This is a genomic window from Marinobacter sp. SBS5, assembly GCF_048285575.1.
Taxonomy (GTDB): domain Bacteria; phylum Pseudomonadota; class Gammaproteobacteria; order Pseudomonadales; family Oleiphilaceae; genus Marinobacter.
The window spans coordinates 24,221-50,940 of record NZ_JBLWAZ010000011.1 but is presented as its reverse complement, the minus strand read 5'-3'; the positions used below and the strand labels follow the sequence as shown (position 1 = coordinate 50,940).

23 protein-coding genes are annotated in these 26,720 nt (G+C 53.4%); 4 read left to right on the top strand and 19 right to left on the bottom strand.

The features are described from left to right. Window positions 1-126: 126 nt before the first annotated feature. From ACNQ6O_RS15650 to ACNQ6O_RS15625, 6 genes are all read right to left on the bottom strand, one after another. Complete coding sequence (locus tag ACNQ6O_RS15650) at window positions 127-744, bottom strand: sulfite oxidase heme-binding subunit YedZ (protein WP_418054112.1); 618 nt, start codon at window positions 742-744, stop codon at window positions 127-129. Next, entirely contained in the window at window positions 744-1,715 is a 972-nt protein-coding gene (msrP, locus tag ACNQ6O_RS15645; protein WP_418054111.1) for a protein-methionine-sulfoxide reductase catalytic subunit MsrP, read from the bottom strand. Before msrP ends, ACNQ6O_RS15650 begins: the two co-directional genes overlap by 1 nt. Before the next feature lie 92 nt (window positions 1,716-1,807). Continuing rightward, window positions 1,808-2,620: a CDP-diacylglycerol--serine O-phosphatidyltransferase gene (pssA, locus tag ACNQ6O_RS15640; RefSeq protein ID WP_418054110.1), complete on the bottom strand. Its 813-nt coding sequence runs from the start codon at window positions 2,618-2,620 to the stop codon at window positions 1,808-1,810. 90 nt (window positions 2,621-2,710) lie between these two features. Next, a complete protein-coding gene (gene ilvC, locus ACNQ6O_RS15635) occupies window positions 2,711-3,727 on the bottom strand; it encodes a ketol-acid reductoisomerase (RefSeq protein ID WP_418054109.1) in 1,017 nt (338 codons plus the stop codon). Window positions 3,728-3,794: 67 nt separating this feature from the next. Continuing rightward, entirely contained in the window at window positions 3,795-4,286 is a 492-nt protein-coding gene (gene ilvN / locus ACNQ6O_RS15630) for an acetolactate synthase small subunit (protein WP_114335918.1), read from the bottom strand. 2 nt (window positions 4,287-4,288) lie between these two features. Next, window positions 4,289-6,007 (bottom strand): acetolactate synthase 3 large subunit, encoded by a 1,719-nt coding sequence (locus tag ACNQ6O_RS15625; protein ID WP_418054108.1) that lies wholly within the window; start codon window positions 6,005-6,007, stop codon window positions 4,289-4,291. Window positions 6,008-6,478: 471 nt separating this feature from the next. On the opposite strand from ACNQ6O_RS15625, the gene ACNQ6O_RS15620 reads away from it, so the two are divergent. Beyond that, a complete protein-coding gene (locus ACNQ6O_RS15620) occupies window positions 6,479-6,934 on the top strand; it encodes a DUF4124 domain-containing protein (RefSeq protein ID WP_418054107.1) in 456 nt (151 codons plus the stop codon). A gap of 94 nt (window positions 6,935-7,028) precedes the next feature. Here ACNQ6O_RS15620 and clpB read toward each other — a convergent pair whose 3' ends face one another. The 3 genes from clpB to rluD form a co-directional block, all read right to left on the bottom strand. Then, the gene (gene clpB, locus ACNQ6O_RS15615; RefSeq protein ID WP_418054106.1) at window positions 7,029-9,605 is read right to left on the bottom strand and encodes an ATP-dependent chaperone ClpB; all 2,577 of its coding nucleotides are present in this window, start codon (window positions 9,603-9,605) and stop codon (window positions 7,029-7,031) included. A gap of 158 nt (window positions 9,606-9,763) precedes the next feature. After that, on the bottom strand, window positions 9,764-10,519 hold the full coding sequence (gene pgeF / locus ACNQ6O_RS15610; RefSeq protein ID WP_418054105.1) for a peptidoglycan editing factor PgeF: 756 nt from the start codon (window positions 10,517-10,519) through the stop codon (window positions 9,764-9,766). Beyond that, complete coding sequence (rluD, locus tag ACNQ6O_RS15605) at window positions 10,509-11,486, bottom strand: 23S rRNA pseudouridine(1911/1915/1917) synthase RluD (protein WP_418054104.1); 978 nt, start codon at window positions 11,484-11,486, stop codon at window positions 10,509-10,511. Before rluD ends, pgeF begins: the two co-directional genes overlap by 11 nt. Before the next feature lie 171 nt (window positions 11,487-11,657). On the opposite strand from rluD, the gene ACNQ6O_RS15600 reads away from it, so the two are divergent. Further along, the gene (locus tag ACNQ6O_RS15600) at window positions 11,658-12,491 is read left to right on the top strand and encodes an outer membrane protein assembly factor BamD (RefSeq protein ID WP_418054103.1); all 834 of its coding nucleotides are present in this window, start codon (window positions 11,658-11,660) and stop codon (window positions 12,489-12,491) included. 11 nt (window positions 12,492-12,502) lie between these two features. Here ACNQ6O_RS15600 and ACNQ6O_RS15595 read toward each other — a convergent pair whose 3' ends face one another. Continuing rightward, entirely contained in the window at window positions 12,503-14,167 is a 1,665-nt protein-coding gene (locus ACNQ6O_RS15595; RefSeq protein ID WP_418054102.1) for an NAD+ synthase, read from the bottom strand. Between the two features lie 93 nt (window positions 14,168-14,260). On the opposite strand from ACNQ6O_RS15595, the gene ACNQ6O_RS15590 reads away from it, so the two are divergent. Together ACNQ6O_RS15590 and ACNQ6O_RS15585 are read left to right on the top strand one after the other, a co-directional pair. Continuing rightward, window positions 14,261-15,904 (top strand): sensor histidine kinase, encoded by a 1,644-nt coding sequence (locus tag ACNQ6O_RS15590; protein ID WP_418054101.1) that lies wholly within the window; start codon window positions 14,261-14,263, stop codon window positions 15,902-15,904. Window positions 15,905-15,956: 52 nt separating this feature from the next. Beyond that, window positions 15,957-17,336, top strand: coding sequence for a sigma-54-dependent transcriptional regulator (locus tag ACNQ6O_RS15585; protein WP_418054100.1), 1,380 nt, complete (start codon window positions 15,957-15,959; stop codon window positions 17,334-17,336). A gap of 33 nt (window positions 17,337-17,369) precedes the next feature. Here the strand turns inward: ACNQ6O_RS15585 and ACNQ6O_RS15580 are convergent, their stop codons facing one another. The 9 genes from ACNQ6O_RS15580 to fkpB form a co-directional block, all read right to left on the bottom strand. Then, a complete protein-coding gene (locus ACNQ6O_RS15580; RefSeq protein ID WP_418054099.1) occupies window positions 17,370-17,978 on the bottom strand; it encodes a GspH/FimT family pseudopilin in 609 nt (202 codons plus the stop codon). Between the two features lie 91 nt (window positions 17,979-18,069). Beyond that, on the bottom strand, window positions 18,070-18,597 hold the full coding sequence (locus ACNQ6O_RS15575) for a type IV pilin protein (protein ID WP_418054098.1): 528 nt from the start codon (window positions 18,595-18,597) through the stop codon (window positions 18,070-18,072). 19 nt (window positions 18,598-18,616) lie between these two features. Next, the gene (locus tag ACNQ6O_RS15570) at window positions 18,617-22,357 is read right to left on the bottom strand and encodes a pilus assembly protein (RefSeq protein WP_418054097.1); all 3,741 of its coding nucleotides are present in this window, start codon (window positions 22,355-22,357) and stop codon (window positions 18,617-18,619) included. Window positions 22,358-22,369: 12 nt separating this feature from the next. Beyond that, complete coding sequence (locus tag ACNQ6O_RS15565; protein WP_418054096.1) at window positions 22,370-22,984, bottom strand: pilus assembly PilX family protein; 615 nt, start codon at window positions 22,982-22,984, stop codon at window positions 22,370-22,372. Window positions 22,985-23,001: 17 nt separating this feature from the next. Further along, window positions 23,002-24,024 (bottom strand): PilW family protein, encoded by a 1,023-nt coding sequence (locus tag ACNQ6O_RS15560; RefSeq protein WP_418054095.1) that lies wholly within the window; start codon window positions 24,022-24,024, stop codon window positions 23,002-23,004. After that, window positions 24,021-24,521 carry a type IV pilus modification protein PilV gene (gene pilV, locus ACNQ6O_RS15555; protein ID WP_305897885.1) on the bottom strand — a complete coding sequence of 167 codons (501 nt, stop codon included), beginning with the start codon at window positions 24,519-24,521 and terminating at the stop codon, window positions 24,021-24,023. Before pilV ends, ACNQ6O_RS15560 begins: the two co-directional genes overlap by 4 nt. 41 nt (window positions 24,522-24,562) lie before the next feature. After that, a complete protein-coding gene (locus tag ACNQ6O_RS15550) occupies window positions 24,563-25,123 on the bottom strand; it encodes a GspH/FimT family pseudopilin (protein WP_418054094.1) in 561 nt (186 codons plus the stop codon). 179 nt (window positions 25,124-25,302) lie between these two features. Beyond that, the gene (gene ispH, locus ACNQ6O_RS15545; RefSeq protein WP_418054093.1) at window positions 25,303-26,256 is read right to left on the bottom strand and encodes a 4-hydroxy-3-methylbut-2-enyl diphosphate reductase; all 954 of its coding nucleotides are present in this window, start codon (window positions 26,254-26,256) and stop codon (window positions 25,303-25,305) included. An 11-nt stretch (window positions 26,257-26,267) separates the two neighbouring features. Continuing rightward, window positions 26,268-26,720, bottom strand: coding sequence for an FKBP-type peptidyl-prolyl cis-trans isomerase (gene fkpB, locus ACNQ6O_RS15540; protein ID WP_418054092.1), 453 nt, complete (start codon window positions 26,718-26,720; stop codon window positions 26,268-26,270).

Below are 26,720 nucleotides of genomic sequence, written 5' to 3'. Positions count from 1 at the left end.
GAGATGCGCATTCTACAGACCCCCACTGAGGAGTCAACAGGCTTTCTGAAGAATTTAACCAACCCCTCGGTTTCCACTTATTCGGCCGATCAAAACACCATCAAAACGATCAAAATACAGGCTAACTCAGACCTTTTTCAGTGGCACCAGTGATGACACCCCAAACCAGTACGCTCGAATCGCCAGTAAAGCAATCAAGACGACACCGTAAACAACCATTTCTAATACGTCACTTCTTGCCTGCCAAAGAAAGTGCAGCCACGCAAAGAACGCCGATAGATAGATAAGACGATGAAGTGGCTTCCACATACGCCCAGTTCGCTTCATCATTTTTTGAGTCGAGGTCAGCGCCAGAGGCACCAATAACAGGAACGCTACCGCCCCCATAATGATGTAAGGGCGACGAGTGAAGGTTGCCCACAAATCCCCCCACCCCAATATCAACTGCAGGAAAGCCAGTACATGTAGCACGGCATAGAAAAAGGCAAACAAGCCAAGCATCCGCCGGCAACGTACCCACCCGGTCCAACCAGTCAGTTTTCGTAACGGCGTCATGAATAACGTGGCCAACAAAAGCTGAAGTGCAGCCTTGCCCAAACTCTCGGTAATCACCTGAGCCGGATCAGGCCCCAGCCCCCCCAAAGCAATTCGCTGGACCAACATGTACAGAGGGATCAACGCCACGATGAAAAGCGCGACCTTGACCACTCGGAGGGTGGTCACCTTATTCCATTTAGCCAACATCAGTAGAACTTCGCCAAATCCATACCTTTGTACAACTGAGCCACCTGCTCACCGTAACCGTTAAATTTTTCAGTCTCTCGCCAGTTCGGACTGAAAATGCCGGACGGCAACCTGCGCTCTCGCTTCTGACTCCAGCGCGGGTGATCGACCTCTGGGTTTACGTTTGCGTAGAAACCGTACTCATCCGGGGCAATCATTTCCCAACTGGTCTTCGGCCGCTCTTCCATAAACCGGATCCGGACGATCGACTTGATGCTTTTGAACCCGTACTTCCACGGTACCACCAATCGAATGGGTGCACCGTTCTGATTCGGCAGCCCTCGCCCGTATAAACCGACCGCTAGAAAAGATAGCTCGTTCATGGCCTCATCCATCCTCAAGCCTTCCCGGTAGGGCCAGTCAATTGTACTGAACAAAGACCTCTGGCCGGGCATCTGCTCCGGACGCTCAAGAGTTTCAAAATACACGTACTTGGCTTTTGAAGTCGGCTCCAACTGTTTCAACACATCAGCCAGCGGAATGCCCACCCACGGAATCACCATCGACCAAGCCTCAACACACCGCAGCCGGTATATACGCTCTTGGTAGCTGTGAGGCTTAAGGAGCTGCTCTAACGGATAGCGGCCCGGCCGTGCACATTCACCCTCAACATCGATTGACCACGGCTCAACCACCAGCTGGCCGGCGTGACGTGACGGATCTTCCTTACCCGGCCCGAATTCATAGAAATTGTTGTACCTGGCAATGTCCTTATAGGGCGTAAGTTCTTCGTCCGGAACGTATTTGCCCGCCTTTTTATAATCCAAGGTGGGTAGCTTCTCATGCTGGTTGGCAAGAACTAGCCCCGGAACAGCCATCGCGGCAGCTGACGCGGCAACGCCGGACATAAATTTACGTCGGTTCAGGTAGACAGACTCAGGCGTGACTTCGGATTCGGAGATAGCCCAGGATGGGCGTTTCTTGATATGCATTGGCAGGCTCCAGCTGTCGTGGTTCTATCAGTAGACCACAGTTTGCTGGAGAAATTCCCGCCCAGCGGTACTGGGCAGGAACTATTGATTAATCAGGCGCGCTTGCCCTTACGACGGAACAAGGCTCGCACGGGGCCAGAGGCCGCATAGATCAAAAACGCAGAGAACAATACGGTAGCCGGATCAAGGGCAATCACCACGAAGATGAGCACTACCAGCAGGATTGCGGCAAAAGGCACCCTTCCCCGCAAATCCAGATCCTTAAAACTCCGGTACAGAATGTTGCTGACCATCAGCACACCCGTCCCGCCGACGACAACCATGGTCAGCGCAGTTAACCAGACCGCCGGCTCAAACGTGTGAAAACTCCAGACCAACCCTGCAACACAGGCGGCTGCAGCAGGACTCGCCAAGCCAACAAAGTACTTTTTATCTACCGAGCCAATCTGGGTGTTGAAGCGCGCAAGGCGCAGCGCAGCGCCGGCAACGTAGATGAAGGTAACAGCCCAACCGAGCTTGCCCATTCCGTTCAGCAACCAGAAAAAGGCCACCAACCCCGGAGCTACCCCGAAGGCAACCATATCCGCCAAGCTGTCGTATTCTTCACCGAACTTACTTTGGGTGTTGGTCATACGCGCTACCCGACCATCGAGCCCATCCAGAATCATGGACACAAAGATCGCAATGGCTGCGTTATCGAATACCCCGTTCGAGGCCGACACAATCGCGTAAAAGCCTGAAAACAACGATGCGGTCGTCAGCGCATTGGGCAGCAGAAAGATGCCTTTCCGCCTTACTTTTGCACCCTCAACCACTTCTTCTTCTATGACTTCTCCCGCCTCAATCTCAGCTTCAGCGACATAGTGCGGGTCGGTCTTGTTTATCGACGTGTTCTGTTCTGTCATTCCTTCAACTCCGGAAAGCATTTGTGCGGAGTATATACGAAAAACGCGGCCACTAGGGCCGCGCTTTAAAACCGTACCGGAAATTCCGGATCAGTTCTTATCTTTGTCCACGATTTTGTTCGCGGAAATCCACGGCATCATGGAACGCAGCTTTTCACCAACCACTTCAATTTCGTGAGCCGCGTTTTCACGACGACGCGCTGTCATTGACGGGTAGTTCAGCGCGCCTTCAGAGATGAACATTTTGGCGTATTCGCCACTCTGGATGCGCTTCAGAGCGTTACGCATTGCTGCACGGGACTCATCGTTGATCACCTCTGGGCCGGTTACGTACTCGCCGTACTCAGCGTTGTTAGAGATGGAGTAGTTCATGTTGGCGATACCGCCTTCGTACATCAGGTCAACAATCAGCTTCAACTCGTGCAGACACTCGAAGTACGCCATTTCCGGAGCGTAACCCGCTTCAGTCAGGGTTTCAAAACCGGCTTTAACCAGCTCAACCGCACCACCACACAGAACAGCCTGCTCACCGAACAGGTCGGTTTCAGTTTCGTCTTTGAATGTGGTTTCGATGATACCGGTACGACCGCCGCCCACACCGCTGGCGTAGGACAGAGCAACGTTCTTGGCGTTACCAGACGCGTCCTGGAAGATCGCGATCAGGTCAGGGATACCGCCGCCCTTGGTGAACTCGGTACGTACGGTGTGACCAGGCGCCTTTGGAGCAACCATGATTACGTCCAGATCTTTACGGGGAACGATCTGGTTGTAGTGGATTGCAAAACCATGAGCGAAGGCCAGAGTGGCACCTTGCTTCAGGTTCGGCTCGATTTCGTCGCGGTACAGTTCAGCCTGGAACTCGTCAGGGGTCAGAACCATAACAACGTCAGCAGAAGCAACCGCAGAGGCTACGTCGCTGGTCTTCAGGCCGTATGCTTCAGCCTTGGCAATGGAAGCAGAACCTGCACGCAGACCAACAACCACGTCTACGCCGGAATCTTTCAGGTTGCACGCGTGGGCGTGGCCCTGAGAACCGAAACCAAGAATGGCAACTTTCTTGCCCTGGATGATGGAAAGATCACAATCCTTATCGTAATAAACCTGCATTTCAAACCTCAACTTTTATAGGTAATAGCCGCTAACGGCCATGGTATTCGAATTTTTTCAGCCGACTTTAGAGACTGAGTACCTTTTCGCCTCGAGCAATACCGGATACACCGGTACGCACCACTTCCAAGATTCCAGACGTGCCAACCGCTTGAATAAAGCCGTCAAGCTTGCTGCTATCACCCGCTAACTGAACGGTGTAGACGGAGCTGGTGACATCAACAATCTGGCCACGGAAGATATCCACAGTGCGCTTGATCTCGGCACGCTGAGAGCCAGTCGCCTTCAGCTTCACCAACATCATCTCACGCTCGATGTGGGCACCTTCAGTAAGGTCCACCAGCTTTACCACTTCAATCAGCTTGTTCAACTGCTTGGTGATTTGCTCGATAACCTTGTCGGAACCAGACGTGGTGACAGTCAGTCGTGACAAAGTAGGATCTTCCGTAGGAGCTACCGTCAGTGTCTCAATGTTGTAGTTGCGCTGGGAAAACAGCCCAACCACTCGAGACAGTGCGCCCGGCTCGTTTTCCAGCAACACAGAAATGATTCGACGCATGATCACACCCTCTCCGTCTTGCTGAGCCACATATCTTTCATCGAACCACGGGCAACTTGCATTGGGTACACATGCTCAAAACGGTCGACATAAATATCCACAAACACCAGCTTGTCTTTCATCGCCAGAACTTCTTTCAGCTTGGGCTCAAGATCTTCTTTGCGATCAATGCGCACGCCAACGTGGCCGTAGGCTTCCGCCAGCTTGATGAAATCCGGGAGAGATTCCATGTAGGACTGCGAATGGCGGGACTCGTAGTTCATGTCCTGCCACTGCTTAACCATGCCCAGCGCCTGGTTGTTCAGGTTAATAATCTTGACCGGCAGATCGTACTGCTTACAGGTAGACAGTTCCTGAATGTTCATCTGGATACTGCCTTCGCCGGTAAAGCACAAGACTTCTTCATCCGGATGGGTCAGTTTGACCCCCATAGCCGCCGGCAAACCGAAGCCCATCGTGCCCAGACCACCGGAGTTAATCCAACGGTTCGGCTTGTCGAACTTGTAGTACTGCGCAGTAAACATCTGGTGCTGGCCGACATCGGTGGTCACGTAAGCATCACCGTTGGTGAGCTTCCAGAGCATCTCGACCACTTCTTGCGGCTTGATCACATCCGGGCTGGTTTCGTAACGCATGCCGTGGAAAGCGCGCCACTCACCGATTTGCTTCCACCAGGCTGCCAAGGCTTCGGCTTCTGGTTTTTCTTTGGACTCTTTCACCAAAGTCAGCATTTCTTTAAGGACTGCATCCACCGGGCCGACAATCGGCACATCAACATCGATCGTTTTGGAGATCGACGCTGGGTCAATATCGATGTGGATAATTCGAGCACCCGGGCAGAACTTCTCTGTGGCGTTGGTTACCCGGTCATCGAAACGAGCGCCTACGCAGAGGATCAGGTCTGAGTGGTGCATGGCCATGTTGGCTTCATAGGTACCGTGCATGCCGAGCCAGCCCAAATGCTGTTTGTCGGTTGCCGGATAACAGCCAATGCCCATCAAGGTGTTGGTAATCGGGAAGCCAAGCTTTCGGGTCAGTTCGGTCAACTGATCGGAGGCCCTGCCAAGAATGACACCACCGCCGGCGTAGATCACCGGGCGCTTGGCAGCCATCAGCATATCGACGGCTTTCTTGATCTGCCCAGCATGACCGCGAACGGCCGGGTTGTATGAACGCAACTTGACCTTTTTCGGATAGGAATACTCGAAACGCTCGTTGGGCGCTGTCATATCCTTCGGAATATCCACAACAACCGGACCAGGGCGGCCAGTTGAGGCGATGTAATAGGCCTTGCGGATAATTTCCGGGATTTCCTCCGGGTGCCGGACGCTGAGGTTATGTTTCACCACAGGGCGGGAGACACCGATCATATCGGTTTCCTGGAAGGCATCCTCACCAATCAATGTGGATGCAACCTGGCCACATAGAACCACCATAGGAATTGAATCCATAAATGCGGTGGCAATGCCAGTAATCGTGTTGGTAGCGCCAGGGCCAGAGGTCACCAGGACAGTGCCTGGTTTTCCGGTTGCACGGGCATAACCATCGGCCATATGGACCGCTGCTTGCTCATGCCGCACCAGAATGTGTTTGACTTTATCCTGCCTGAACAGCGCATCATAAATATGAAGGGCTGCGCCACCCGGATAGCCGTATACGTGTTCGATACCTTCATCTTGAAGGGACCGGATCAACATATCGGCACCAGACAATAACTCCACGTTTTCTACCCTCTTTTACAAGTGAATGAGCCGGGATTCGTCCCGGTTGCCTGGATCCACGGTTTACCAGCTTCTTGTGAAAGCGGTACCGGCGTACTCCTCCACACCAATTCTTTAGAGGTTGTCTCTTGGCCAGCCGCACTCCTGAGGGTTGCGGAGAACGGCCGGCAACGGGTTGCAACGTTAGCAACAACCATCGCCCGCCTAGTAATGGCGCACTCGGTGTGGTGATTAACGGGGGATACTTGCTCGGGATTGCCGGCCGTATTTACCCCTATCTTCAGGCAGTCGGTAATTCTGACAGCGGGAAACTCGCTGTCAATAGCCGTTGTGGCTTAATTGGCACCATTTTATGCTCTTCTCTGCCATACTGCGCAAATAACAATGCTAGAGTTTTGAACCAGACGAAAGAAAAACCTTTGTTCTGGTGGCACTATTTCTTCAGGCGATAAACGAACAACGGGCAACGACATGAACCGAAAAATACTGATGTTTTCTATTCTGATGGCCGCAACTCCCGGCCTGGCCGCTGATAGTTCAGTATATAAATGGACCGATGACAACGGCGTAACGCATTTTGGCGATCGGCAACCAACCGGCAAAAAAGCTGAGCAGGTCAATGTCCGCTCGGGCACCAGCCGTAACGCGAGTTCAAGCCGTGTTACACCGCAAGAACGCCTTAGCCAAATTGAAGAGCAGCAGCAAGCGACTGCCCAGCGCAAGAAAGAAACCGCCGTCGAAGAGGCCAACCGCAAGCAGCGTGAAGCCAACTGCGAGACCGCCAAGGCCAACCTGAAGGTTATCGGCAGCAATGCGCGAATCCGAGTGGAAGAAGATGGCGAGCAGCGCTACTTGAGCCCGGAAGAAATCGAAGAACAGCGTCAGAAGTTCGAAGATATCGCTAACGAAAACTGCGGAGCCGCCTAAAACGACAGCGCTGAACGCTAAAAAACCAAGAAAACATCAGAAAAGTCAGAGAGCTCTCACCCTCTGGCTTTTTGTACATCGCTAACCGCGACCGTTAGCCTTTGCTGAATGCCAAAGCACTACCTTCAACCGTAGCCTTTACCGTGTCACCAGGCACAAACTCACCTTGCAAGAGCTTCTGCGCCAGCGGGTTTTCGATCAAACGCTGAATCGCTCGTTTCAGAGGACGCGCTCCATACACCGGATCGTAGCCCACCTCGGCCAGCAACTGCAGAGCATCTTCACCCAACTCCAGGTTCATATCCTGCTCTTTCAGGCGCTTCGCAAGATTCTCAATCTGGATGCTCGCAATGCCCTGAATCTGACTTTCCGCCAGCGGATGGAACACCACCACTTCATCCACCCGGTTGATAAACTCGGGCCGGAAGTGCGTGCCGACCACTTCCATAACGGCAGACTTCATGTCTTCGTAATTCTCTTCGCCGGCTTTTTCCTGAATGATGTGAGAGCCTAGGTTCGAGGTCATCACCACCACGGTGTTGCGGAAGTCTACGGTACGGCCCTGACTGTCGGTCAGGCGACCGTCATCCAGCACTTGCAACAGGATATTGAAGACATCCGGGTGCGCCTTCTCCACCTCATCCAGCAAGAGCACAGAGTATGGCCGGCGACGAACTGCCTCGGTCAAATAGCCACCTTCTTCATAGCCCACATACCCTGGAGGCGCACCGATCAAACGAGCCACGGCGTGCTTCTCCATAAACTCGGACATATCAATGCGCACCATGGCGTCCTCGGTGTCGAACAGGAACGCCGCCAGCGCTTTACACAGCTCGGTTTTACCCACGCCAGTCGGTCCAAGGAACAAGAAGGAACCATTAGGCCGATTCGGATCAGACAAGCCGGCACGGGAACGCCGCACCGCATTGGAAACCGCTTCTACCGCTTCGTTCTGGCCAATCACCCGGCCATGCAGCGCCTCTTCCATTCGCATAAGCTTGTCCCGCTCCCCCTCCATCATCTTGGAGACAGGGATACCGGTCCATTTGGAGACAATCTCGGCGATCTCTTCCTCGGTGACCCGGTTACGCAGCAGCGTCATTTCCATCATTTCAGCCTGGCTGGCCATATCTAACTGGCGCTCAAGCTCTGGAATCTTGCCGTACTGCAGCTCCGACATTTTGCCCAGATCGCCACTGCGGCGAGCGTTTTCCAGATCGATTCGGGTCTGCTCGAGTTCGCTCTTGATCTTCTGGGAGCCGTGCAGGGCGGCTTTTTCCGTGTTCCAAACTTCTTCCAGATCCGCGTATTCACGCTCAACACCGCCGATAACAGAAGACAGCTCTTCCAAGCGTTTTTTAGACGCGGCATCGGTTTCTTTCTTCAATGCTTCTCGCTCAATCTTGAGCTGAATCAGACGCCGCTCAAGACGATCCAGCGGTTCGGGCTTGGAATCCATTTCCATTCGGATTTGGCTCGCCGCTTCGTCGACCAAATCGATGGCCTTATCCGGCAGCTGGCGATCGGTAATGTACCGGTGGGACAACTTGGCTGCCGCAATAATAGCGCCGTCTGTCACTTCCACGCCGTGGTGAACCTCGTAACGCTCCTTCAGTCCTCGCAGAATCGCAATGGTGTCTTCTTCACTGGGCTCGCTGACCAACACTTTCTGGAATCGACGCTCCAAGGCGGCATCTTTCTCAATGTTTTCGCGGTATTCGTTCAGGGTCGTGGCACCAACACAGTGAAGCTCACCACGAGCGAGCGCAGGTTTGAGCATATTGCCTGCGTCCATCGAGCCTTCAGCCTTGCCCGCTCCAACCATGGTATGCAGTTCATCGATGAATAGAATGATCTGGCCTTCCTGTTTCGACAGTTCGTTCAGAACCGCCTTCAGGCGCTCTTCAAATTCACCGCGGAACTTGGCTCCGGCAATCAGAGCTCCCATATCCAGTGACAGCACCTTCTTCTCTTTCAGACTATCCGGCACTTCACCGTTCACAATACGCTGCGCCAAGCCTTCAACAATGGCGGTCTTACCAACACCCGGTTCACCAATCAGCACCGGATTATTCTTGCGGCGGCGCTGCAGCACTTGAATCGTGCGGCGAATCTCATCATCCCGGCCAATCACCGGGTCTAACTTGCCCGCGACCGCCTGCTCAGTCAGATCGATGGTGTACTTCGACAGCGCCTGACGGTTTTCTTCAGCACCGGGATCATTCACAGCTTCACCACCTCTCACTTCATCTATGGCTTTTTCCAAAGCCGCTTTGTCCAATCCGTGCTCACGCAGAATCCGCCCCAGCGAGCCGCGGTCTTCAACCGCTGCCAGCAGGATCAACTCACTGGAAATAAATTGGTCCCCACGCTTTTGGGCCAGCTTGTCGGAAATATTGAACAAGCGTCCCATGTCGTTCGACATGGACACGTCGCCGCCATTGCCTTGTACTTCCGGCAAAGTTTCAATCTCACTGGCAACAGCCTGCCGAACTCGGCCAAATTCAACACCCACTTGCTGCAAAAGCGGTTTGATCGAACCACCCTGCTGATCGAGCAAGGCCTGCATCAAATGTACGGGCTCAATAAAGTTGTGGTCTTTTCCGACAGCAATGGACTGAGCGTCTGCCAAGGCGCTCTGCAGTTTGCTGGTCAACTTATCGATTCTCATAACAATTCTTCCCCGAATAGGTAAAGCGCGCCAACATTTCCACACATAGGTTAATACTTGGCATGAGTGGCGTTCGCGATGTCTTGATAACTAATGTAGGGGCTAAAGAAGAGAGTTCAAGGAAACAAAAAGAAATAATGTCAGAAAATTGACGCCCGTCAGTCTAGCCAGACCAATGTTGCCATACGGCCGGTCTGGCCGTCGCGGCGATAAGAGTAAAACCGCTCGCTATCCTCCACGGTGCATAGACCTCCGCCGAAGATATCGGAAACGCCCGCACGAGACAGACGCAGACGAGCCAGCTCATAGATATCCGCGATAAAATGCCCGGAGCGCGCACCTTGTTCGGAGAAAGCGCTGGCCGATTCTTCCTGCTGTTCAACGAACGCCGCTCGAACCTCGGGGCCCACTTCGAAATTCGCGGGACCAATAGATGGCCCGAACCACGCAATCAGCTCCGATGGCTCCACCGCCATGGCACGAATCAGATTTTCCAGCACACCGCCGCAAAGGCTACGCCAACCTGCATGAGCGGCACCAACCACCTCACCGTTACGATCAGCGAGGATCACGGGCAGACAGTCTGCCGTCAGAATGGCGCAAGCGACGCCTTTTTCGCGGGTGAAGCTGGCGTCGGCATCGGGGCACTCTTTCAGGCGTTCGAGCGTAAGCTCTAACACATGGGTGCCGTGCACCTGATTCAGCCAGCCAATATGACCGGCTTCGATGCCGATGAACTTCGCCAAACGCCGGCGATTCTGCGTCACACTCTCCGGGTTATCACCAACATGACCACCCAAATTCAGTGATTGCCATGGCGGTTGGCTAACACCCCCTAAACGCGTGGTGCTAAATGCCCGCACACGCGACGGTGCAGACCAATCAGGCCGGAGCACATCGCTCTCAGAAATCATTTTCTTCCAGCTCGCGCGCGTGCTTACGCAATGCTGCTATGAGTTGAACCATATCTTCGGGCAAAGCCACTTCCCAACTCATGGTCTCACCGGTCTCTGGGTGCTCCAGAGTCAACTGGCGAGCATGCAGCGCCTGGCGATTGAATGCCGCCAGCTCGGCCCTCAACTCTTCCGTTGTGCCCTTGGGCAAGCGCAACCGGCCACCGTAAACCGGGTCACCCACCAACGGGTGACGAACGTGGGTCAGGTGCACACGAATCTGGTGAGTACGGCCACTTTCCAATTTACAGCGCACGTGGGTGTGAGCCGCGAAGCGCTCAATCAACCGATAATGGGTCACCGCGGGCTTGCCCGACGACACCACCGCCATACGCTTGCGATCCTGCGGATGACGGCCAATCGGCGCATCCACCGTTGCACCACCGGTCAAGGAACCCACCACAACCGCTTCGTACTCTCGGCCCATGGTGCGTTCCTGAAGCTGATTCACCAACGAGGTGTGAGCAATCAAGCTTCTCGCCACCACCATAATGCCGGAAGTATCTTTATCCAGACGGTGCACAATGCCGGCGCGAGGCAGGTTCTCTACCTCCGGCGCGTAGTTCAGCAGCGCATTCACCAAGGTACCATCGGCATGACCCGCCGCCGGGTGAACCACCAGGCCAGCCGGTTTATTAATGACCAGCAAATGCTCGTCTTCATAAACAATATCAAGCGTGATGGGCTCTGCTTCCCAGGTCACTTTCACTTCCGGCTCGGCATCCAGCTCAAGCACATCGTTGAGCATCACCTTGTCTCTGGGCTTACAGGTTTTGCCGTTGACCGTCAGCACGCCGCTTTTAATCCACGACTGCAGACGGGAGCGGGAATGCTCGGGCATCAACTCGGCCGCCGCCTGATCGAGTCGTTTATCGCTCAAACCCGGTGGAATTTTGAACTGGCCGGTGATTCTGTTTTCGGAAGACATCAAGCCTCGCTTCGCCACTATGCTTTCAAATGTGAGGACACCGGCTTCACACCGATGTTACGTTTCAGTCAGATTAACCAGAGATACTTCTGTTAGCACTGCACATGGGCAGTCTTCCCCGTTACAATGGCCAATCCAATCATAAGTCTGACCATTATACGGGATTCCGGCATGAGATCAGTTGTCCGATTACTGCTACTTTCCACCATCATAGCGCTGGCTGCCGGCTGCGCCTCCAATAAAGACGTGGAAGTGCTACCGGAACAAACCTACTACGAGAACGCTCGCAAGGCCATGAACGCCGGCAACTTCAACGAAGCCGAACAAAGCCTGGACGCTCTCGAAACCTACTATCCGTTCGGCCGCTATGCAGAACAGGCTCAGGTGGACTTGATTTATGCCCGCTATCAGAACCTTGATCTGGAAGGCGCCCGAGCAGCCGCAGACCGCTTTATGCGCCTGAACCCGCAAAGTGAGCTGCTGGACTACGCCATGTATATGCGCGGCCTGGCTTCCTACAATCTAGACCTAGGCCTCGCCGCCCGCTACTTCCCGATTGACGTGGCCGCCCGCAACCCAGGCGAACAACTGCAGGCTTTCCGCGACTTCTCACAATTGCTGAGCCGGTTCCCTGACAGCCAATACGCGCCGGATGCCCGCCAGCGCATGATCTCTATTCGCAACCGCATGGCCGAGCTGGAAATCCACGCCGCTCGCTATTACATCAAGCGGGAAGCTTACGTTGCGGCCAACAACCGGGCGCGTTACGTCGTCGAGAACTACCCGTCGTCACCGGCGGTTGAAGATGCGCTGATTATTCTGGCTGACACCTTCCTGTTTATGGATCTGAGGAAAGGTGCCAGCGATGCCATCGCTACGCTGCGCAAAAACTTCCCTAACAGTGAAGCCTTCGGCCCCAACGGCAAGTTCCAAGCGAACCAGTTCGAGCGGCAAAACCGCTCGCTCCTGAACGTGGTCACATTCGGCTTACTGGGCGACGAGTAAGGCGCAAAGCCTTACTTGCCTATTTTCCAGCCGTTGGTGATCGGATACCGGCGGTCTTTACCAAACCCCCGCTCGGTAATACGCACACCAATCGGAGCCTGCCGGCGTTTATACTCGTTGATATCCACCAATCGAGTGACCCGCTCCACGTCGGCACGCTCATACCCCTCCGCCACGATGGCTTCGGCACTGTAATCCCGCTCAACGTACAGGTTTAGAATGGCATCCAGCGTGTCATAGCTTGGCAGGCTGTCTTCGTCTTTCTGATCCGGGGCCAGCTCGGCAGACGGTGGACGGGTAATCACTCGCTCCGGAATCGCCGGTGCGACACTGTTTCGATAACGAGCAAGACGAAACACCAAAGTTTTGGGCACATCTTTGAGTACGTCAAAACCGCCCGCCATATCACCGTATAACGTGGAATACCCCACCGCAAGCTCACTCTTGTTCCCAGTGGTTAACACCAGTGAACCAAATTTGTTAGACAGCGACATCAGCAGTACACCACGCAAACGGGCCTGCAAGTTTTCCTCGGTGGTATCAGGCTGAGTGCCTTCGAAGGGCGCTTCCAGAGTTTGCATGAACACGTCGTACATCGGCTCGATGGAAAATACATCGTACTGCACGCCCATCGCAGTGGCCTGAGCTTCCGCGTCTTCCAAGCTGGCACTGGACGTGTAGCGGAACGGCATCATGACCGCCCTGACACGCTCTTTCCCTAGTGCATCCACAGCGACCGCCAAGGTCAATGCCGAATCGATACCCCCGGACAGGCCGAGCACAACGGACTTGAAACCGTTTTTATTAACGTAATCGCGAACGCCGGTTACCAATGCGTTATACACATTGGCCTCGAGCGAAGGCACTGGGCACGGCAGCTGCGAGACTGGCTGGCAATGGTGCTCGCACAAAAACTCAACCGGAAACAAACCCTCTTGAAATTGCGGCACTTCCACTGCAAGCGTGCCCGAGTGGTCAACCACCATCGAACCACCGTCGAACACCAACTCGTCTTGCCCACCCATCAGGTTCACGTAAACAATGCTGACGTTGTTATTTGCAGCTTTGCGCTCCAGCAGCGCTTTGCGGCGGGCTTGTTTGTCAATGTCGTAGGGGGAGGCGTTCAGGTTCAGGATCAGCTGAGCGCCTGCAGCTGCGGCGTCTTCCACCGGCCCATCGGCCCAGATATCCTCACACACGGTGATGCCGACTGGCACGCCCTTGATGTTCAACACTTTGGCCTCTTGGCCTTCTGCAAAATATCGCTTCTCGTCAAACACCTGATAATTCGGCGGGCACTGCTTGAAGTATTGCCCCACCAACTCGCCGGCCTCGATGACAAGGGCTGCGTTATAGAGCAAACCGCCTGAACGCACAGGAGCACCGATAACAATCGCGGGCTCCAGCTTTGCCTGCTTCAATTGCTCCAGCGCTTCCGACACTCGAATTCCGAGACTGGGGCGCAGCAAAAGATCTTCCGGCGGATAGCCGGTAATGCATAGCTCCGGGAAGACCACAATATCGGCCTGATGCTCTTGCCAGGCGTCTCGTGCGGCCTGAATAACCCGCTCTGTATTACCTGGAATATCCCCTACCAGAAAATCCAACTGGGCCATCACCACCCGTAACTTTTTGACGGTGGTAGACGCCTCGGATGTTTTACCGGGTGCCGACATGCAAAAGGCTCCTGTAACTTATTGCCGTTAAAAGGCTATTATAACCACGCACTGACGAGGAATCCTCCTGGCTGACAACAGATAACTTCCGATATGGCTTCAGACTCCCTCACAAGCACTGCGCGCTCGCCCTTCGGGCCTCTTGCAAAATATCAGCAAGCCAGATTATTTCGGATCTATAACCACTACCGACTCGTGATCAGCCTCTTGCTGGCTGGCCTGTTGTTTGTTGAACCCTTCATGGCGGAAGCCAAGTTTCGTTGGCTGAATTCTTACCAGGTCGGCGCCCTATCTTACTTGGCTGTAAACAGTTTCATTGCCTTGGTACTTGTGGCAGGTTTTCATCCACGCCAGCGGCACATCACACTCTCAGTACTGGCCGACATCCTGATCATCCACGGTTTGTTGCTGGCCAGTTCCGGCATTACTAGCGGTTTGGCCAACTTGGTCATCGTCTCTGTCGCTGCGGGCAATATCCTGGCACCCAACCGTTTGGGTACCTTTTATGCCGCGCTTGCGACGATCTGTTCACTGGGCATTTCCAGTTGGGCCACCTTGACCCTCAATGCTCCTGCTGACGATATCGTTCGCGCGGGCTCCTTGGGCATACTGTATTTTGCCGCGGCCTTTGTTTTGCAGGGCATTTCCAAACGAGTGATCCGAAGCGAAGCACTGGCCACCAGCCGGGCCAAGAGCATTGCCGAGCTTGAGCAAATCAACCAACAGATCATTCAACGCATGCGCACCGGTATTCTGGTGCTGGACCGATTCGGCCACATTCGCTTGGCTAACGCAGCGGCCGAAGAAATGCTATTCGAAGAGACCTCTCTTCATCCCTACGGCATGCGCCAAACGCGAGTACTGCCCCCCCCTTTGCGGGACGGACTGGACACTTGGCTGAACGACCACTACGCCAAAATCGAGCCGTTCCAAGCGACTCCGACTTCCCCGCTACTGCAAGCCAACTTCACCCAGCTTGATCAGGATCGCGGCGATCAAATTCTCGTTTTCATTGAAGACATGAGCAAAGTCACCCAGCAGGCCCAACAAATGAAGCTGGCCTCGCTGGGAAGGCTAACCGCTGGTATCGCCCATGAAATCCGCAACCCTCTGGGCGCAATCAGTCATGCGGCTCAATTAATGGAAGAGTCCCCACATCTCGACCAAGGTGACCAGCAAATGCTGGACATCATCCGCCGGCACTCCAAGCGGGTAAACGGCATTATCGAGAACGTTCTTGACCTGTCTCGCCGCCGTATCGCAAACACTGAAATTATTGATGTGCAGGCTTGGTTAACGGAATTTTGTAACGACTTCCAGCACACTCAGAGCGACAACACGCCCGCTGCTATTGAGCTACTGATCGAAGGAGATGTTCCCAGAGCCCGCTTTGATAAAAGCCAGATTGAACAAGTCATGGTAAACCTGTGCGACAATGGCCTGCGGTACAGCGAACAGAATACCGGTGAAAAAAAGATACAATTACTGATTGGGACAACCGCAGACGGCGAGCGGGCCCGCGTCGATATTCGAGATTTCGGTGCCGGCATTGCCCCGGAGTATCGCAATTCCATATTCGAACCGTTTTTTACCACGGATAAAAACGGAACCGGGCTCGGGCTTTATCTTGCGAGAGAGTTGTGTGAAGCAAATCAGGCGCACCTGTCACTGGTTGAGGACAGCCAGCAAGGGTGCCGCTTCCGCATTACTTTCGCTCACCCAGGGCGGATGATCTAAGCCACCACAGCCATCGGGCGTTAGCAATTCAACAGGGAACCGGCAACAGACCATGAGCAAGCACACAGCGCTGATCGTAGACGATGAACCAGACATCCGGAGCCTTCTGGAGATCACTCTGGGGCGTATGGGCATCACCACCTACACCGCAGCCGATCTGACCAGCGCGCGCGCCATACTGGAAGAACATAAACCCCAACTCTGCCTGACGGACATGAACCTGCCAGATGGTAACGGCATTGAACTGGTGCAGTGGATCCAGAAACACGCCCCGGCCACACCGGTTGCTGTCATCACAGCCTATGGCAGCATGGATACCGCCATTGAATCCCTGAAAGCCGGCGCGTTTGACTTCGTGTCCAAACCGGTAGAGCTGCCGAGGTTGCGCGAACTGGTGAACAGCGCTTTGCGGTTGTCGGAACCCAAAGCCCAGACAAGAACCGAGGTGGACGAACCCGGCCTGCTGCTGGGCAATTCACCGGAACTTCGCAAACTCCGTAACCAAACCCGAAAGCTGGCCCGCAGCCAGGCACCGGTGTTTATCAGCGGCGAATCCGGCAGCGGTAAAGAACTGGTTGCTAGGATGATCCACCTGCAGGGCCCTCGCGCTGAAGCGCCGTTCGTCGCTGTTAACTGTGGCGCGATTCCGTCAGAGCTGATGGAAAGCGAATTCTTCGGGCATAAAAAAGGCAGCTTCACCGGCGCCGTGGAGAGCAAAGAGGGCCTGTTCCGAAGTGCCGACGGTGGCACCCTATTTTTGGACGAAGTCGCGGACTTGCCACTCGCCATGCAGGTAAAACTGCTGCGCGCCATTCAAGAAAAAGCCGTGCGACCGGTTGGCGATGCTAAAGAGGCTCCCGTGGACATTCGCGTGCTGAGCGCCACCCACAAGAATCTGCCCGAATTGGTGCTGTCCGGAGACTTTCGCCAAGACTTGTTCTACCGCATCAACGTCATCGAGCTGGCCGTACCCGCACTTCGAGAACGAAGAGATGACATTCCCATGCTGGCCGAACACATACTTGAGCGCATTGCCCGCGAGTATGAGTGTGACCCAGCCACACTAACCACGGCCGCGATTGACCGACTGAAGAGTTATGACTTCCCGGGTAACGTGCGTGAGCTGGAGAACATTCTAGAACGGGCGTTTACACTGTGTGACGAAGACCGTATTGATGCGGAAGATTTGCACCTTGGCGGTGGCGTGGCCCACGGCAGCGCCGCCCGAAGGCCCGGACACGGTGGCGAAGGGCTGTCGGCTTTAGTACCTGAAGGTGAGATTGATCTGGAAGGCTATCTTGAGACGATTGAACGGCAGGCCATTGAGAAGGCGCTTGAGGCTACACGGTGGAATAAGACAGCTGCTGCAAAAAGGCTAGGGATTAGTTTTCGAGCGATGCGGTATCGGCTGAAGAAGTTGGGGATGGAGTGACCGCTTCAGACTCACTCCATCTCCTCCGAACCATCACAGTGGAGGGCAAGCTCCGTTGAAATCAACACGCTGCATACGAACCCTGCCACTGACTGAAATAACGAGTTCACGCGCATTCGGCGCTATTTCCCGCTTCACACATACCCTCAAGCGGCCAGCACCAAAGGCTCCACTGATACGCTCGGCATGACCTAACGGCGTATAAACCAACGCAGACCGCAGCGGCCCATTACCGCTCATCGACACATTGCGACCGGCGCCAGGAACGCGCCCATGCTGCAATACCGTATCACCACTGTCGATATCACCGCTATGATTAGAATCTCGGAATACAATCCACTGGCCGCTGGACCAGTCGCCACTGCAACCACTTGCAGGTTCACCAGCGCATAGCGAGACAGGGTGCCCCCGCATCACCGATGCCTCTCTGGCGACCATCAGCGCACCTCGCGCAGCATTGGTCGCCACAGCCAACTCGTTTCGAGCCATCATATTGGAAAATGCAGGAATAGCTGTTGCTAGCAGGATCGCCGCAACCGCCATGGTTACCATCAGCTCAATCAGAGAAAAACCTGCTGGCCGGCCATGCACATCGTAAAAAGAAACCGCCCGAGTTCGGGCATTTCGCTCATCCTTGAGCATGAAGAACTCCCTGTTATTCCTGAAAATACGCAGCCCAATTCCTTTGGAAATCCGCGCATCTAATTAATCAATTAACAAACTCAAAAACCAATCACCAACACTTATCAACACTACCACCAGCACCACGCGTACCCTTTTGATCAAGCGTCAACGTACCGCATTTGCCGCTGTCATGACTGGCTTGCGCACCCTTAGGAGCTGCACTGATAGTATATCCGGTCCTTGTTAGTGGTTTGATTTCATAAGTGTAATCAGCTCCTGTTTGCGCCTGAGTCATGCAAGCAAGCTCCAGCGGGTTTTTGGCCGCCTTAAAAGGATTGTCTTTTCCGGCTAGGTCTTTGTCGTACCGCATATTAGTGGTGTAGAACCGCTCCATATAACTCGCTTGCTCTACCAAGCAAGCTGCAGCAGCCGCTCGCTTGGTTTTGACCACCTGCTGTGTATACGAAGGATAAGCAATCGCTGCGATAATCCCAATGATCGCCACCACGATCATCAGTTCAATCAAAGTAAATCCGGACTCAGCGCCGCGGTGCCCGAGATTCGGTACCTTAGCGATATGGAGATCCAGTCCACAGCGAGCAGGAGTGGAGCTGTTTTCTACTGTTTCCAACTGCATGTGACTCTCCGTTCCTGCCTTAATTAATGATTTCATGCCAGTTTAAACGTTGGGATCCACTCGTGCCTATGGTCGTTTCCTTGCTCACATCACTTGAATCGAGCGCGGAGCCAAACAGTCGAACATTACCATTGCTCGTTCTCAACGCTGAAAACACACCGGCCATCCCAACTTTATATCGTTCACCGTTAAAGTGATAAAGCTTACCGCCCATAGTTACAGTGTCGTTGGAGTCTATTGATCCGTCACCATCAGCATCCAAAACAGGCTCTTCTGGATTCGCACCCGAGAATGGATCGACAATTAATGTCGCTCCCGCTGGCGATGTATCACATGGGCTGCTTGATTTAGGTATCAGTGTATTGACGACAAGCCTACCTGCGATCAATTGCGTCTGATAAACAACCCTTTCTCCTTCCCTTCCGTTCTCAGGCGAGACAAGGTCCATATACCAACCAACATCACCGTCTGTTGTTAGATCTGAAAACTCACCAACACTCGTGACCCTAAACACACCGCCAGTGGTGCTCTTTTCAACGATGATCTTACGCTCTTGCAGATTGCTTCGTGAACTTGTTGCTTTGGCTTCCGCGAAACCTGAAGGGCCAGCTAAAGCACGCAATCCATACCAAGTTTGTACCTTCGGGCTGCTCTCCAGAATATCGGATTTGGTCAAATAACGCCCTGTCCCGAAGAACACCCATATAGCACCCGTATCTGGATTCTGAGTGGCGTACATGTCTGCGGTAATAGGCTGACGATTGCCGTTGCTATCCTTGGCGACATAAATCGGCTGACTAACACTTCCTCCATTAGCACTTAACTCGAACCGCCAAACATTACCCTGAAGATCACCAGCAAAGGCATATTCACTCACACCATCAGTATCATTCTTTTGGATAACGTATGGCGCTGAAAGCCCATTCTCCACCGCAGTACCTGCAGGGTAGACTTTGAGATCCCCAGTTTTAAGATCGAACTGCAACAGAGCGGCTCGCCCGTTTTCACTATTTGGGCCATTACCCAAGTGGGCAACCCATTTTCCCGTACCTTTGTTGCCTTGAGTACTTTCCTCAATCAAAGAAATCGTAGGGCGCCCCAACGCCATGCCAATCCACTCATCGTTAGATTTTCCATCCCCCGCGGAACGTTCCCAGAGAATCGCATCGTCGGCTTTTTGGGGATCTGCAAGATCGGCCGGATTTGTTATATCCAACGCATAGACAGTACGCGACGTACCTCGCCCGGTTGTCCCTACCAAAATGGTCTTCCACGCGCCATCGATATAGACGTTTTGGGTCGTCAATTTACCGTCATTATAAAACTGATGCGGAATAGGTTGGGTACCATCAACCGGGTTATATACACCATACTCGGGATTTGCAATCCTAGCTAAAGACGCATCCCCTGTGCCGCCAACAACTGCTCCAGGAATATAGGCAAAGATCTCTTTACCTGTTTCAGCATTAAAAGCGTGTAGCATTCCATCGTTAGCTGCAACGTATGCGACAGGCGTACGGCCCGAATTGTCGGTAACAAATTTTTTATAGTCATTCGTACCACTCAAACCATCGAAATAAGTCTCGTCGAGAACATGCTTATAAAGATTGGGCTTCGGATCACCAATCAAAACAGGAGTGGAGTTTACGATGTCACCTAATACCGTATCACGCTTGCGCAACGCTGAAGTAAGCGGCTGTTTAGCTGAGTCCTCATACGACTGGTCACCACGCAAATAATTGACAATATGAGCGCCCCATGCAGCTCCTTTCGGGTCTGAAGGATAAAGATTGTCACCCAATATTCCTAAATAATCGCCTAACGTTGCTGATTTGAACTCTACTGCAGCGCCACTAGCATCTACGGTCCAAATATTTCTATCCGCCGCCACAGGTAGCTGTTCTGATGCTCTCCATACATCAACGCTGAATGAATCAGTAGCAGAATCATAGCCCACTGCTTTCAGGTCTCCTGTCCAAGAGCCTGTCATATAGCTAGACGTGTATTGTTTAGTATTTGAGGTCAACGTTTCTCCACCACTAAAGGTAGGCGAGCCGCCCGCCCCCGGTGCTGCTGCTATATCGGCTAAAGCTTTCTTAAGTCCATCCGCGAATTGCTGAGGATTACGAGCGGAGAAAAAGTCGCCGCGACCATTAACCGCCGCGTGCGCTAAGTCAGCGATCTTATCGCTTCCCCAGTCAAATTTGCTTTTATCAATCGAGCCCACGTTTCCGGTACGAGCCCAATTAAAGATATCCGCTAAGCTCCCTCCGCCATTGTCCGCTAATACGGGCTCGACACCTAACCCAATCGTGAAGGTGCTCATGTGCTGCCAATTGGCGCCATCTCGACTGGTCACCGGCACATCATCTTTCAGATTCGGCCTTAAATCCGATTTCCAGTATTTTAAAGCTACGTCAGCTAAGTAGTTGGACTGGTCGCTCCCATTGAACGGCTTAGATTCACTGTTATCCTGATTACCAACACTTGGACTATCCCCATTCCAGTAACCATCACTCATCAAGATTGAGAATGATTGGCGACAAGAATATTGGCTACTATCATAGGTTCCCTGGTCATCGTAGCCGACTTCCCATGGCTGATTTTCGTTTTTAAAGTACTCCCCAACAGAAACCAACGCCCTTCTCAACGGCGTACCACCGAACGAAGAGCCATTATAAAAACTACTATTTGCTCTTAGCTTCTCGAGCCAACCATACAAACCCGACCGACTACCGGGCGAAGCCGCATCCCCGAAAGGTTTTACTTTACTGATGTACGCGTGGCTATCACCATAGATTGGATTGGTTAGGTAATCGTCGTTATTATTAGATCCATAGGTTCCGCCATTTATTGAGCCAAACCCCACTCTAAATGCTGGATCGAGAGTAACAAAAGCGTTCATAACACCAGCCTTAGATGCAAACACCCTTGTTCGATAATAAGCAAACCAGTTCGCAACGTTCTCACCTGCCTCCACCCCAGATGGCGCAGCAGCCCCTGACGTATCGCTGGCATCCACGCAAACGCCACTCATACTACTTGGCTTCTCTGAACATTTATCCGATACCAAAACCTCATTTCCATTATTTTTTGTATACGCGAAAGCACCGAACCTTGTTTTCTCATAGTAATAATAAGTTCTTCCGTTAACCTGACGGGTCGTATAGAAGAGATGAGCCAAATCAGTTCGTTCGCTACTGGAGTAGCAATAGTCATCGTCCCAGCCACTTTCGGTTGTGCCACTAGGGCAACTTTTACCACCGAACTTGCCAAAATAGAAAGACTTAAAGGGCGACTGCCATGCTGGAATAAACTTACTTTCAGAAGATTTGTCATACCCATTTAAAGGAGCATTAGGAAATGTCGTTACGATCGGATACCGGGTACCATCAGCTTTAAACGGCGGAAGGTACGTAACTGCAGGGTCGTAGTAAACTCTGTTTACTGATGGTGCTCGCCAGTTTTTACTAGATGAGTCTCCGCTCAAATTCGGCATGTAATCAAACGCCATCGAACCGGAGTCATCCAACATTAGGACGATATTTGGCGGTAAGGGTTCGCTAACGATCAGCGGGCTTTGGTCAACGTTCACACTATCGATGGCAGCTTGAACACCGTTCATCGGCGCAACGAACAACAATATCACTGCCACCATCAACCGGTGAACCATGGCGCGCCTGCTCCCAGAAGGCGACAGATGGAAAACTTTACCCATCTCCGCCGAAGTGGCCACCACATTCTTGTTAAAGGTTTTCATAACGGACATCTCCTACATCCGGTAGGTCGCTTGAAGGACGACCTGCGCGCGTTCAGCGTTTATCGCCGCAGTGGGATCTAGCGCCCGCGCGGTGATGCGGTAACAAGTACCTTGGTTCGTGAGCTGGGTGCCTCCCGGGCCCCCTTCGTTCTGATCAGTGGTTCCGGTATACCCCGCTCCAACCCCTGTGGATGAACAGTCACCTAGCAGTTGCACGACGAACTGTGGCGGGCTAGCCGAGTCGATAGCAGTAAATTCCGTTTGGCCAGTCCCATTGGGAATTGATTGCCATAAATTATTAGCAATTTGGCCACTGGGGTTGGAGGCACAGCTTTTATCGCTGCAATCCAGCGAAGCCGAGTTGGCTGCTATCAGTGCTTCCCATGTCTGCCGATTGCTGGTGAAATCACGCGCTCCCATGATTAACGCTGCCTCAGCCGCCTGGAAGCCCGTCTCACGATCATAGGCACCACCCGCCATGCGTTCTTGGAGTATTGTGCCTCGCATTCCGGCGAGACCAACAAGAGTCACTGCAATCAGCAACACCAGCGAAACCACAAGAGCCATTCCTTGCTGTTGGCGTTGGCTCCACACCTCTACGATTCTGCTTCTTCGTTCGGACATCATGATTGACCGCTCAACTTTCAATTAATATTCAGCCGGTTACGAAGTGCCACCGTCGACGTAAAAACCCGCTGAAGTGGCTGATTATCCGTTCCTGCAGCGGCTCCTGGTTGAGTTCCCCCACTCTGGACTGTTAACGCAAACCGAACTGCATCCACATTTTCCCAGTTACCCACACCGCCAGCTGTAACGAAAGAGTTTCCACCCTGCTCATGATATCTCACCGTCATATCCCAAACTCCTCGCACCATTTCCGCCGCTGCAGAAGTTGTGCTTTGGCCACGACCGAAGCGGTATAGCGAGCGACCTCCGGCATCATTGACCCCTATGTACCAGATATAGTTAGTAGGTAGAGCAAGATATGACGTTGGGCTAAACGTATTACAGGACCCACCGGCAGGAGTTTGAGGCACGGGATGGTTCAAGCACTTTGTTTGGTTTCCCGGTTTTTCCGAACTTCCCGAGTTGTGCACTAACGTTTTCTTTGAGTTGAAATTTGTCACCTGAAACATTGTGGCCTTATCGACATCGCAGAGCATTAGAACATCGCCCTTGCTGATGGCCGTTGTTTCATTTTGGAGCGTGACACTGGCTTGAGGACCATCCATCGAGTCAATAGCCAGCCCGGTGTTCCTAGCACTCGCCAAACGAATCGCACCAGTTGCCACAGGCTGTCCTGCGCCGCTAGTGGGAAGCCCCGCAACCGTCGTTGCGTCGTCCCAACCTTGGATTGGCGTATTGTTATCAAGCATCTGATCGCCCGCGGCGTTGAGCACACTATCCACGTTAGCCGTCCCACATGGATTAGCGCCTGCGGCCCTAATTTCCCTTGCCAGGAACTCAAAAGAAGTGCGCGCGCCCTCCTGAACTTCTCCTAAGGCCACATTACTGCGGTAAGCGTTCTGGTTAGCCAGAAATACACTGCCGACCCCGGCGATAACCAGCAGACCCAGCACGAGAGCAATCATTAACTCGACCAGCGTGAAGCCGGCGGCTGCTCGTGGCTGAACCAAAATCTGACTGTATCGTTTGCTAGACATCATAACTTCGCTCGCGTGATCATGGTTTGGCCGGCAATACCGCCAGTCGCCCTCTCGTCGTTAAAGGTGATGGTAATCGTGTAATTACCCCCTCCATTAGCCGTGATATCACCTTGCGTTCCCGGCCCCATCAAACTGCCGAGATCATCACACCACTGATTTTGATTGGCTTGGGCCAGTGCGCTGCCCTTCGTCGCTCCGGAACAATCACCCGGAGCCGCCCAGTCCTTAGGCACCGTCACCTTCAAATTATCGTAATCACCGGCTCGAACGCCTGTTAAATCAACCCTCATAGCATCCAGAATAGAGTAACTAGCAATCGTTCCGATACTGCGCACCATCGCACTGTTGTTATTGCTGAGAGCCTTTGATTGCAGCGCAGCCATGCCGAGAAAGCCAATCGACAGCACCAGTACGGCGATCAACACTTCAATCAAGCCAACTCCTGATTGGCGACCCGGAAAAACCGTTAACGGTTGTTTTACTTGGAGGTTGGCCATGCGTATAGCTCCACTCTGACGGGCATCGTTCATCAATCGGTTCATGGACAATTTGCTCGCGTTTCGGTGACGACCTGCACCGTACTGCCGGCAATCAACTCCACACGCCGAGCGTTATCGCTCGTGAGCGCAGAACTGCACAACACGACCACTGACGGGTCTCCACCGGCTGTGTTGTACGGGGTCATCATGTTATCTCCCAGGTAGCCCATTCCGTCCCCCCGGAAACGCACGGTTGTGGAAGCAACAACGACCAATGGCTGGTCGATCGAATCAGCTAACGCAGAATGGAGGGCTTCAGCAGCACCACCATCTCGCGGCAAATACCGCACTTCACCGGCGAGTGCAGCGGTGCAACCAGAGCCGATCCCGCTCGTCGGTGCGTTATCCTCCCCGCACAACGCCACCGACTGGTTGCGTTTAACGGCTTCTGCACGGGCTGAACTGATCGCTCCAACCCACGCATTCGTCGCGGTAACCAACTCGTTACGCGCGAGCAGGTCCCGAAAACTCGGGATAGCAACGGTTACCAATATCACCGCCACCGCCAAAGTAATCATCAACTCAACCAACGTAAAACCGCTGTCGCTCCGGACACGCATAAAGCAAACCTCTTATTATCTCAATTTCAGCTTACGAAACTCTGTTGAGAACACCTACCGCTAAACGACAAACGGTGAGAAACCGCGCGTGAGCGGTAACCAGACAACAAAAAAGCGTGATCGAAATCACGCTTTTTTGTTGTCTGGACAAATCACTTGCCCTTGGTGGCCAATGCTCGCTATTGAACATTCACCACATCAATTCGCAATTCCTTAGGCATAGAGAACACAATATTCTCCTCCCGCCCAGCAATCTCCTGCGGCTCTTCCCCACCTAATTCCTTCAAGCGGTTAATCACATCAGCCACAAGCACTTCAGGAGCAGAGGCACCGGCAGTCACACCCACCGATTTTTTACCTTCCAGCCACTGTTTGTCGATTTGGGAGGCTTCATCAATCAGGAAAGCGGGGGTGCCCATACGTTCCGCCAGCTCGCGCAGGCGGTTGGAGTTGGAACTGTTCGGGGAGCCCACTACCAGCATCAGGTCGCAGTCGCCGGCCAATTGCTTTACCGCATCCTGGCGGTTTTGGGTGGCATAGCAAATGTCGTCTTTGCGTGGGCCTTCGATTTTCGGGAACTTGGCGCGCAGTGCGTCAATCACTCGGGCGGTGTCATCCATGGAAAGCGTGGTTTGGGTCACGTAGGCGAGGCGCTCAGGATCTTTCACTTCCAGCTTTTCAACATCCCCGTCGTCTTCGACCAAGTAGATGTTACCACCGTTGCTGTGGTCGTACTGGCCCATGGTGCCTTCGACTTCCGGGTGGCCATGGTGGCCGATGAGGATGCATTCACGGCCGTCCCGGCTGTTGCGCATGACTTCCATATGAACTTTGGTGACCAGCGGGCAGGTGGCGTCAAAGACTTTAAGGCCACGGCGAGCGGCTTCGTTTTGAACGGCCTGGGATACGCCGTGGGCGCTGAAGATCACTAAGGTGTCATCAGGTACTTCGTGCAGTTCGTCAACAAACACGGCTCCCCGATTGCGCAGGTTATCAACCACAAACTTGTTGTGGACGACTTCGTGGCGCACGTAGATGGGCGCACCGAATACGTCGAGCGCGCGGTTTACGATTTCTATCGCTCGGTCTACACCGGCGCAGAAGCCACGAGGATTTGCTAATCGGATTTGCATATCGTTGCCCTTCAGTGTGTTTGCCCAGCGGGCTCCACATCGATGATCTGTACTTCAAAACTCAGTGTACGCCCTGCCAGCGGGTGGTTGAAGTCGACTTCAACTTCATCACCTTCCACCCGACTGATCACGCCGGGCAGTTCTTGCTGCCGGGCATCGGCGAAAGAAATCACCACGCCCTTCTCCAATACCATATCGGCGCTGAATTCGTGGCGCTTGAAGGTCTGAAGGTTATTGGGGTTGTGTTGACCGAACGCTTTTTCGGGCGGCACTTCGAAGGTTTTGTGGTCCCCGGCTTTCAGGCCCATCAGGTAAGCTTCGAAATTCTCCGGCAGGTTTTCATCGCCGATTTCCAGCGTAGCCGGCTCTTTGCCGAAGGTGGTATCCACGGTTTCGCCATCTTCAAACTTGAGAGCGAAATGCAGGGTTACACGAGTTCCCTTGTCGATTGGCAGGTCGTTCAT

What these genes read in the sequence shown, in the direction of transcription:
- ACNQ6O_RS15650 (WP_418054112.1), bottom strand. Translation starts at nt 744, where the DNA reads ATGTTGGCTAAATGGAATAAGGTGACCACCCTCCGAGTGGTCAAGGTC.
- msrP (WP_418054111.1), bottom strand. Translation starts at nt 1,715, where the DNA reads ATGCATATCAAGAAACGCCCATCCTGGGCTATCTCCGAATCCGAAGTC.
- pssA (WP_418054110.1), bottom strand. Translation starts at nt 2,620, where the DNA reads ATGACAGAACAGAACACGTCGATAAACAAGACCGACCCGCACTATGTC.
- ilvC (WP_418054109.1), bottom strand. Translation starts at nt 3,727, where the DNA reads ATGCAGGTTTATTACGATAAGGATTGTGATCTTTCCATCATCCAGGGC.
- ilvN (WP_114335918.1), bottom strand. Translation starts at nt 4,286, where the DNA reads ATGCGTCGAATCATTTCTGTGTTGCTGGAAAACGAGCCGGGCGCACTG.
- ACNQ6O_RS15620 (WP_418054107.1), top strand. Translation starts at nt 6,479, where the DNA reads ATGAACCGAAAAATACTGATGTTTTCTATTCTGATGGCCGCAACTCCC.
- clpB (WP_418054106.1), bottom strand. Translation starts at nt 9,605, where the DNA reads ATGAGAATCGATAAGTTGACCAGCAAACTGCAGAGCGCCTTGGCAGAC.
- pgeF (WP_418054105.1), bottom strand. Translation starts at nt 10,519, where the DNA reads ATGATTTCTGAGAGCGATGTGCTCCGGCCTGATTGGTCTGCACCGTCG.
- rluD (WP_418054104.1), bottom strand. Translation starts at nt 11,486, where the DNA reads ATGTCTTCCGAAAACAGAATCACCGGCCAGTTCAAAATTCCACCGGGT.
- ACNQ6O_RS15600 (WP_418054103.1), top strand. Translation starts at nt 11,658, where the DNA reads ATGAGATCAGTTGTCCGATTACTGCTACTTTCCACCATCATAGCGCTG.
- ACNQ6O_RS15595 (WP_418054102.1), bottom strand. Translation starts at nt 14,167, where the DNA reads ATGTCGGCACCCGGTAAAACATCCGAGGCGTCTACCACCGTCAAAAAG.
- ACNQ6O_RS15590 (WP_418054101.1), top strand. Translation starts at nt 14,261, where the DNA reads ATGGCTTCAGACTCCCTCACAAGCACTGCGCGCTCGCCCTTCGGGCCT.
- ACNQ6O_RS15585 (WP_418054100.1), top strand. Translation starts at nt 15,957, where the DNA reads ATGAGCAAGCACACAGCGCTGATCGTAGACGATGAACCAGACATCCGG.
- ACNQ6O_RS15580 (WP_418054099.1), bottom strand. Translation starts at nt 17,978, where the DNA reads ATGCTCAAGGATGAGCGAAATGCCCGAACTCGGGCGGTTTCTTTTTAC.
- ACNQ6O_RS15575 (WP_418054098.1), bottom strand. Translation starts at nt 18,597, where the DNA reads ATGCAGTTGGAAACAGTAGAAAACAGCTCCACTCCTGCTCGCTGTGGA.
- ACNQ6O_RS15570 (WP_418054097.1), bottom strand. Translation starts at nt 22,357, where the DNA reads ATGAAAACCTTTAACAAGAATGTGGTGGCCACTTCGGCGGAGATGGGT.
- ACNQ6O_RS15565 (WP_418054096.1), bottom strand. Translation starts at nt 22,984, where the DNA reads ATGATGTCCGAACGAAGAAGCAGAATCGTAGAGGTGTGGAGCCAACGC.
- ACNQ6O_RS15560 (WP_418054095.1), bottom strand. Translation starts at nt 24,024, where the DNA reads ATGATGTCTAGCAAACGATACAGTCAGATTTTGGTTCAGCCACGAGCA.
- pilV (WP_305897885.1), bottom strand. Translation starts at nt 24,521, where the DNA reads ATGGCCAACCTCCAAGTAAAACAACCGTTAACGGTTTTTCCGGGTCGC.
- ACNQ6O_RS15550 (WP_418054094.1), bottom strand. Translation starts at nt 25,123, where the DNA reads ATGCGTGTCCGGAGCGACAGCGGTTTTACGTTGGTTGAGTTGATGATT.
- ispH (WP_418054093.1), bottom strand. Translation starts at nt 26,256, where the DNA reads ATGCAAATCCGATTAGCAAATCCTCGTGGCTTCTGCGCCGGTGTAGAC.
- fkpB (WP_418054092.1), bottom strand. Translation starts at nt 26,720, where the DNA reads ATGAACGACCTGCCAATCGACAAGGGAACTCGTGTAACCCTGCATTTC.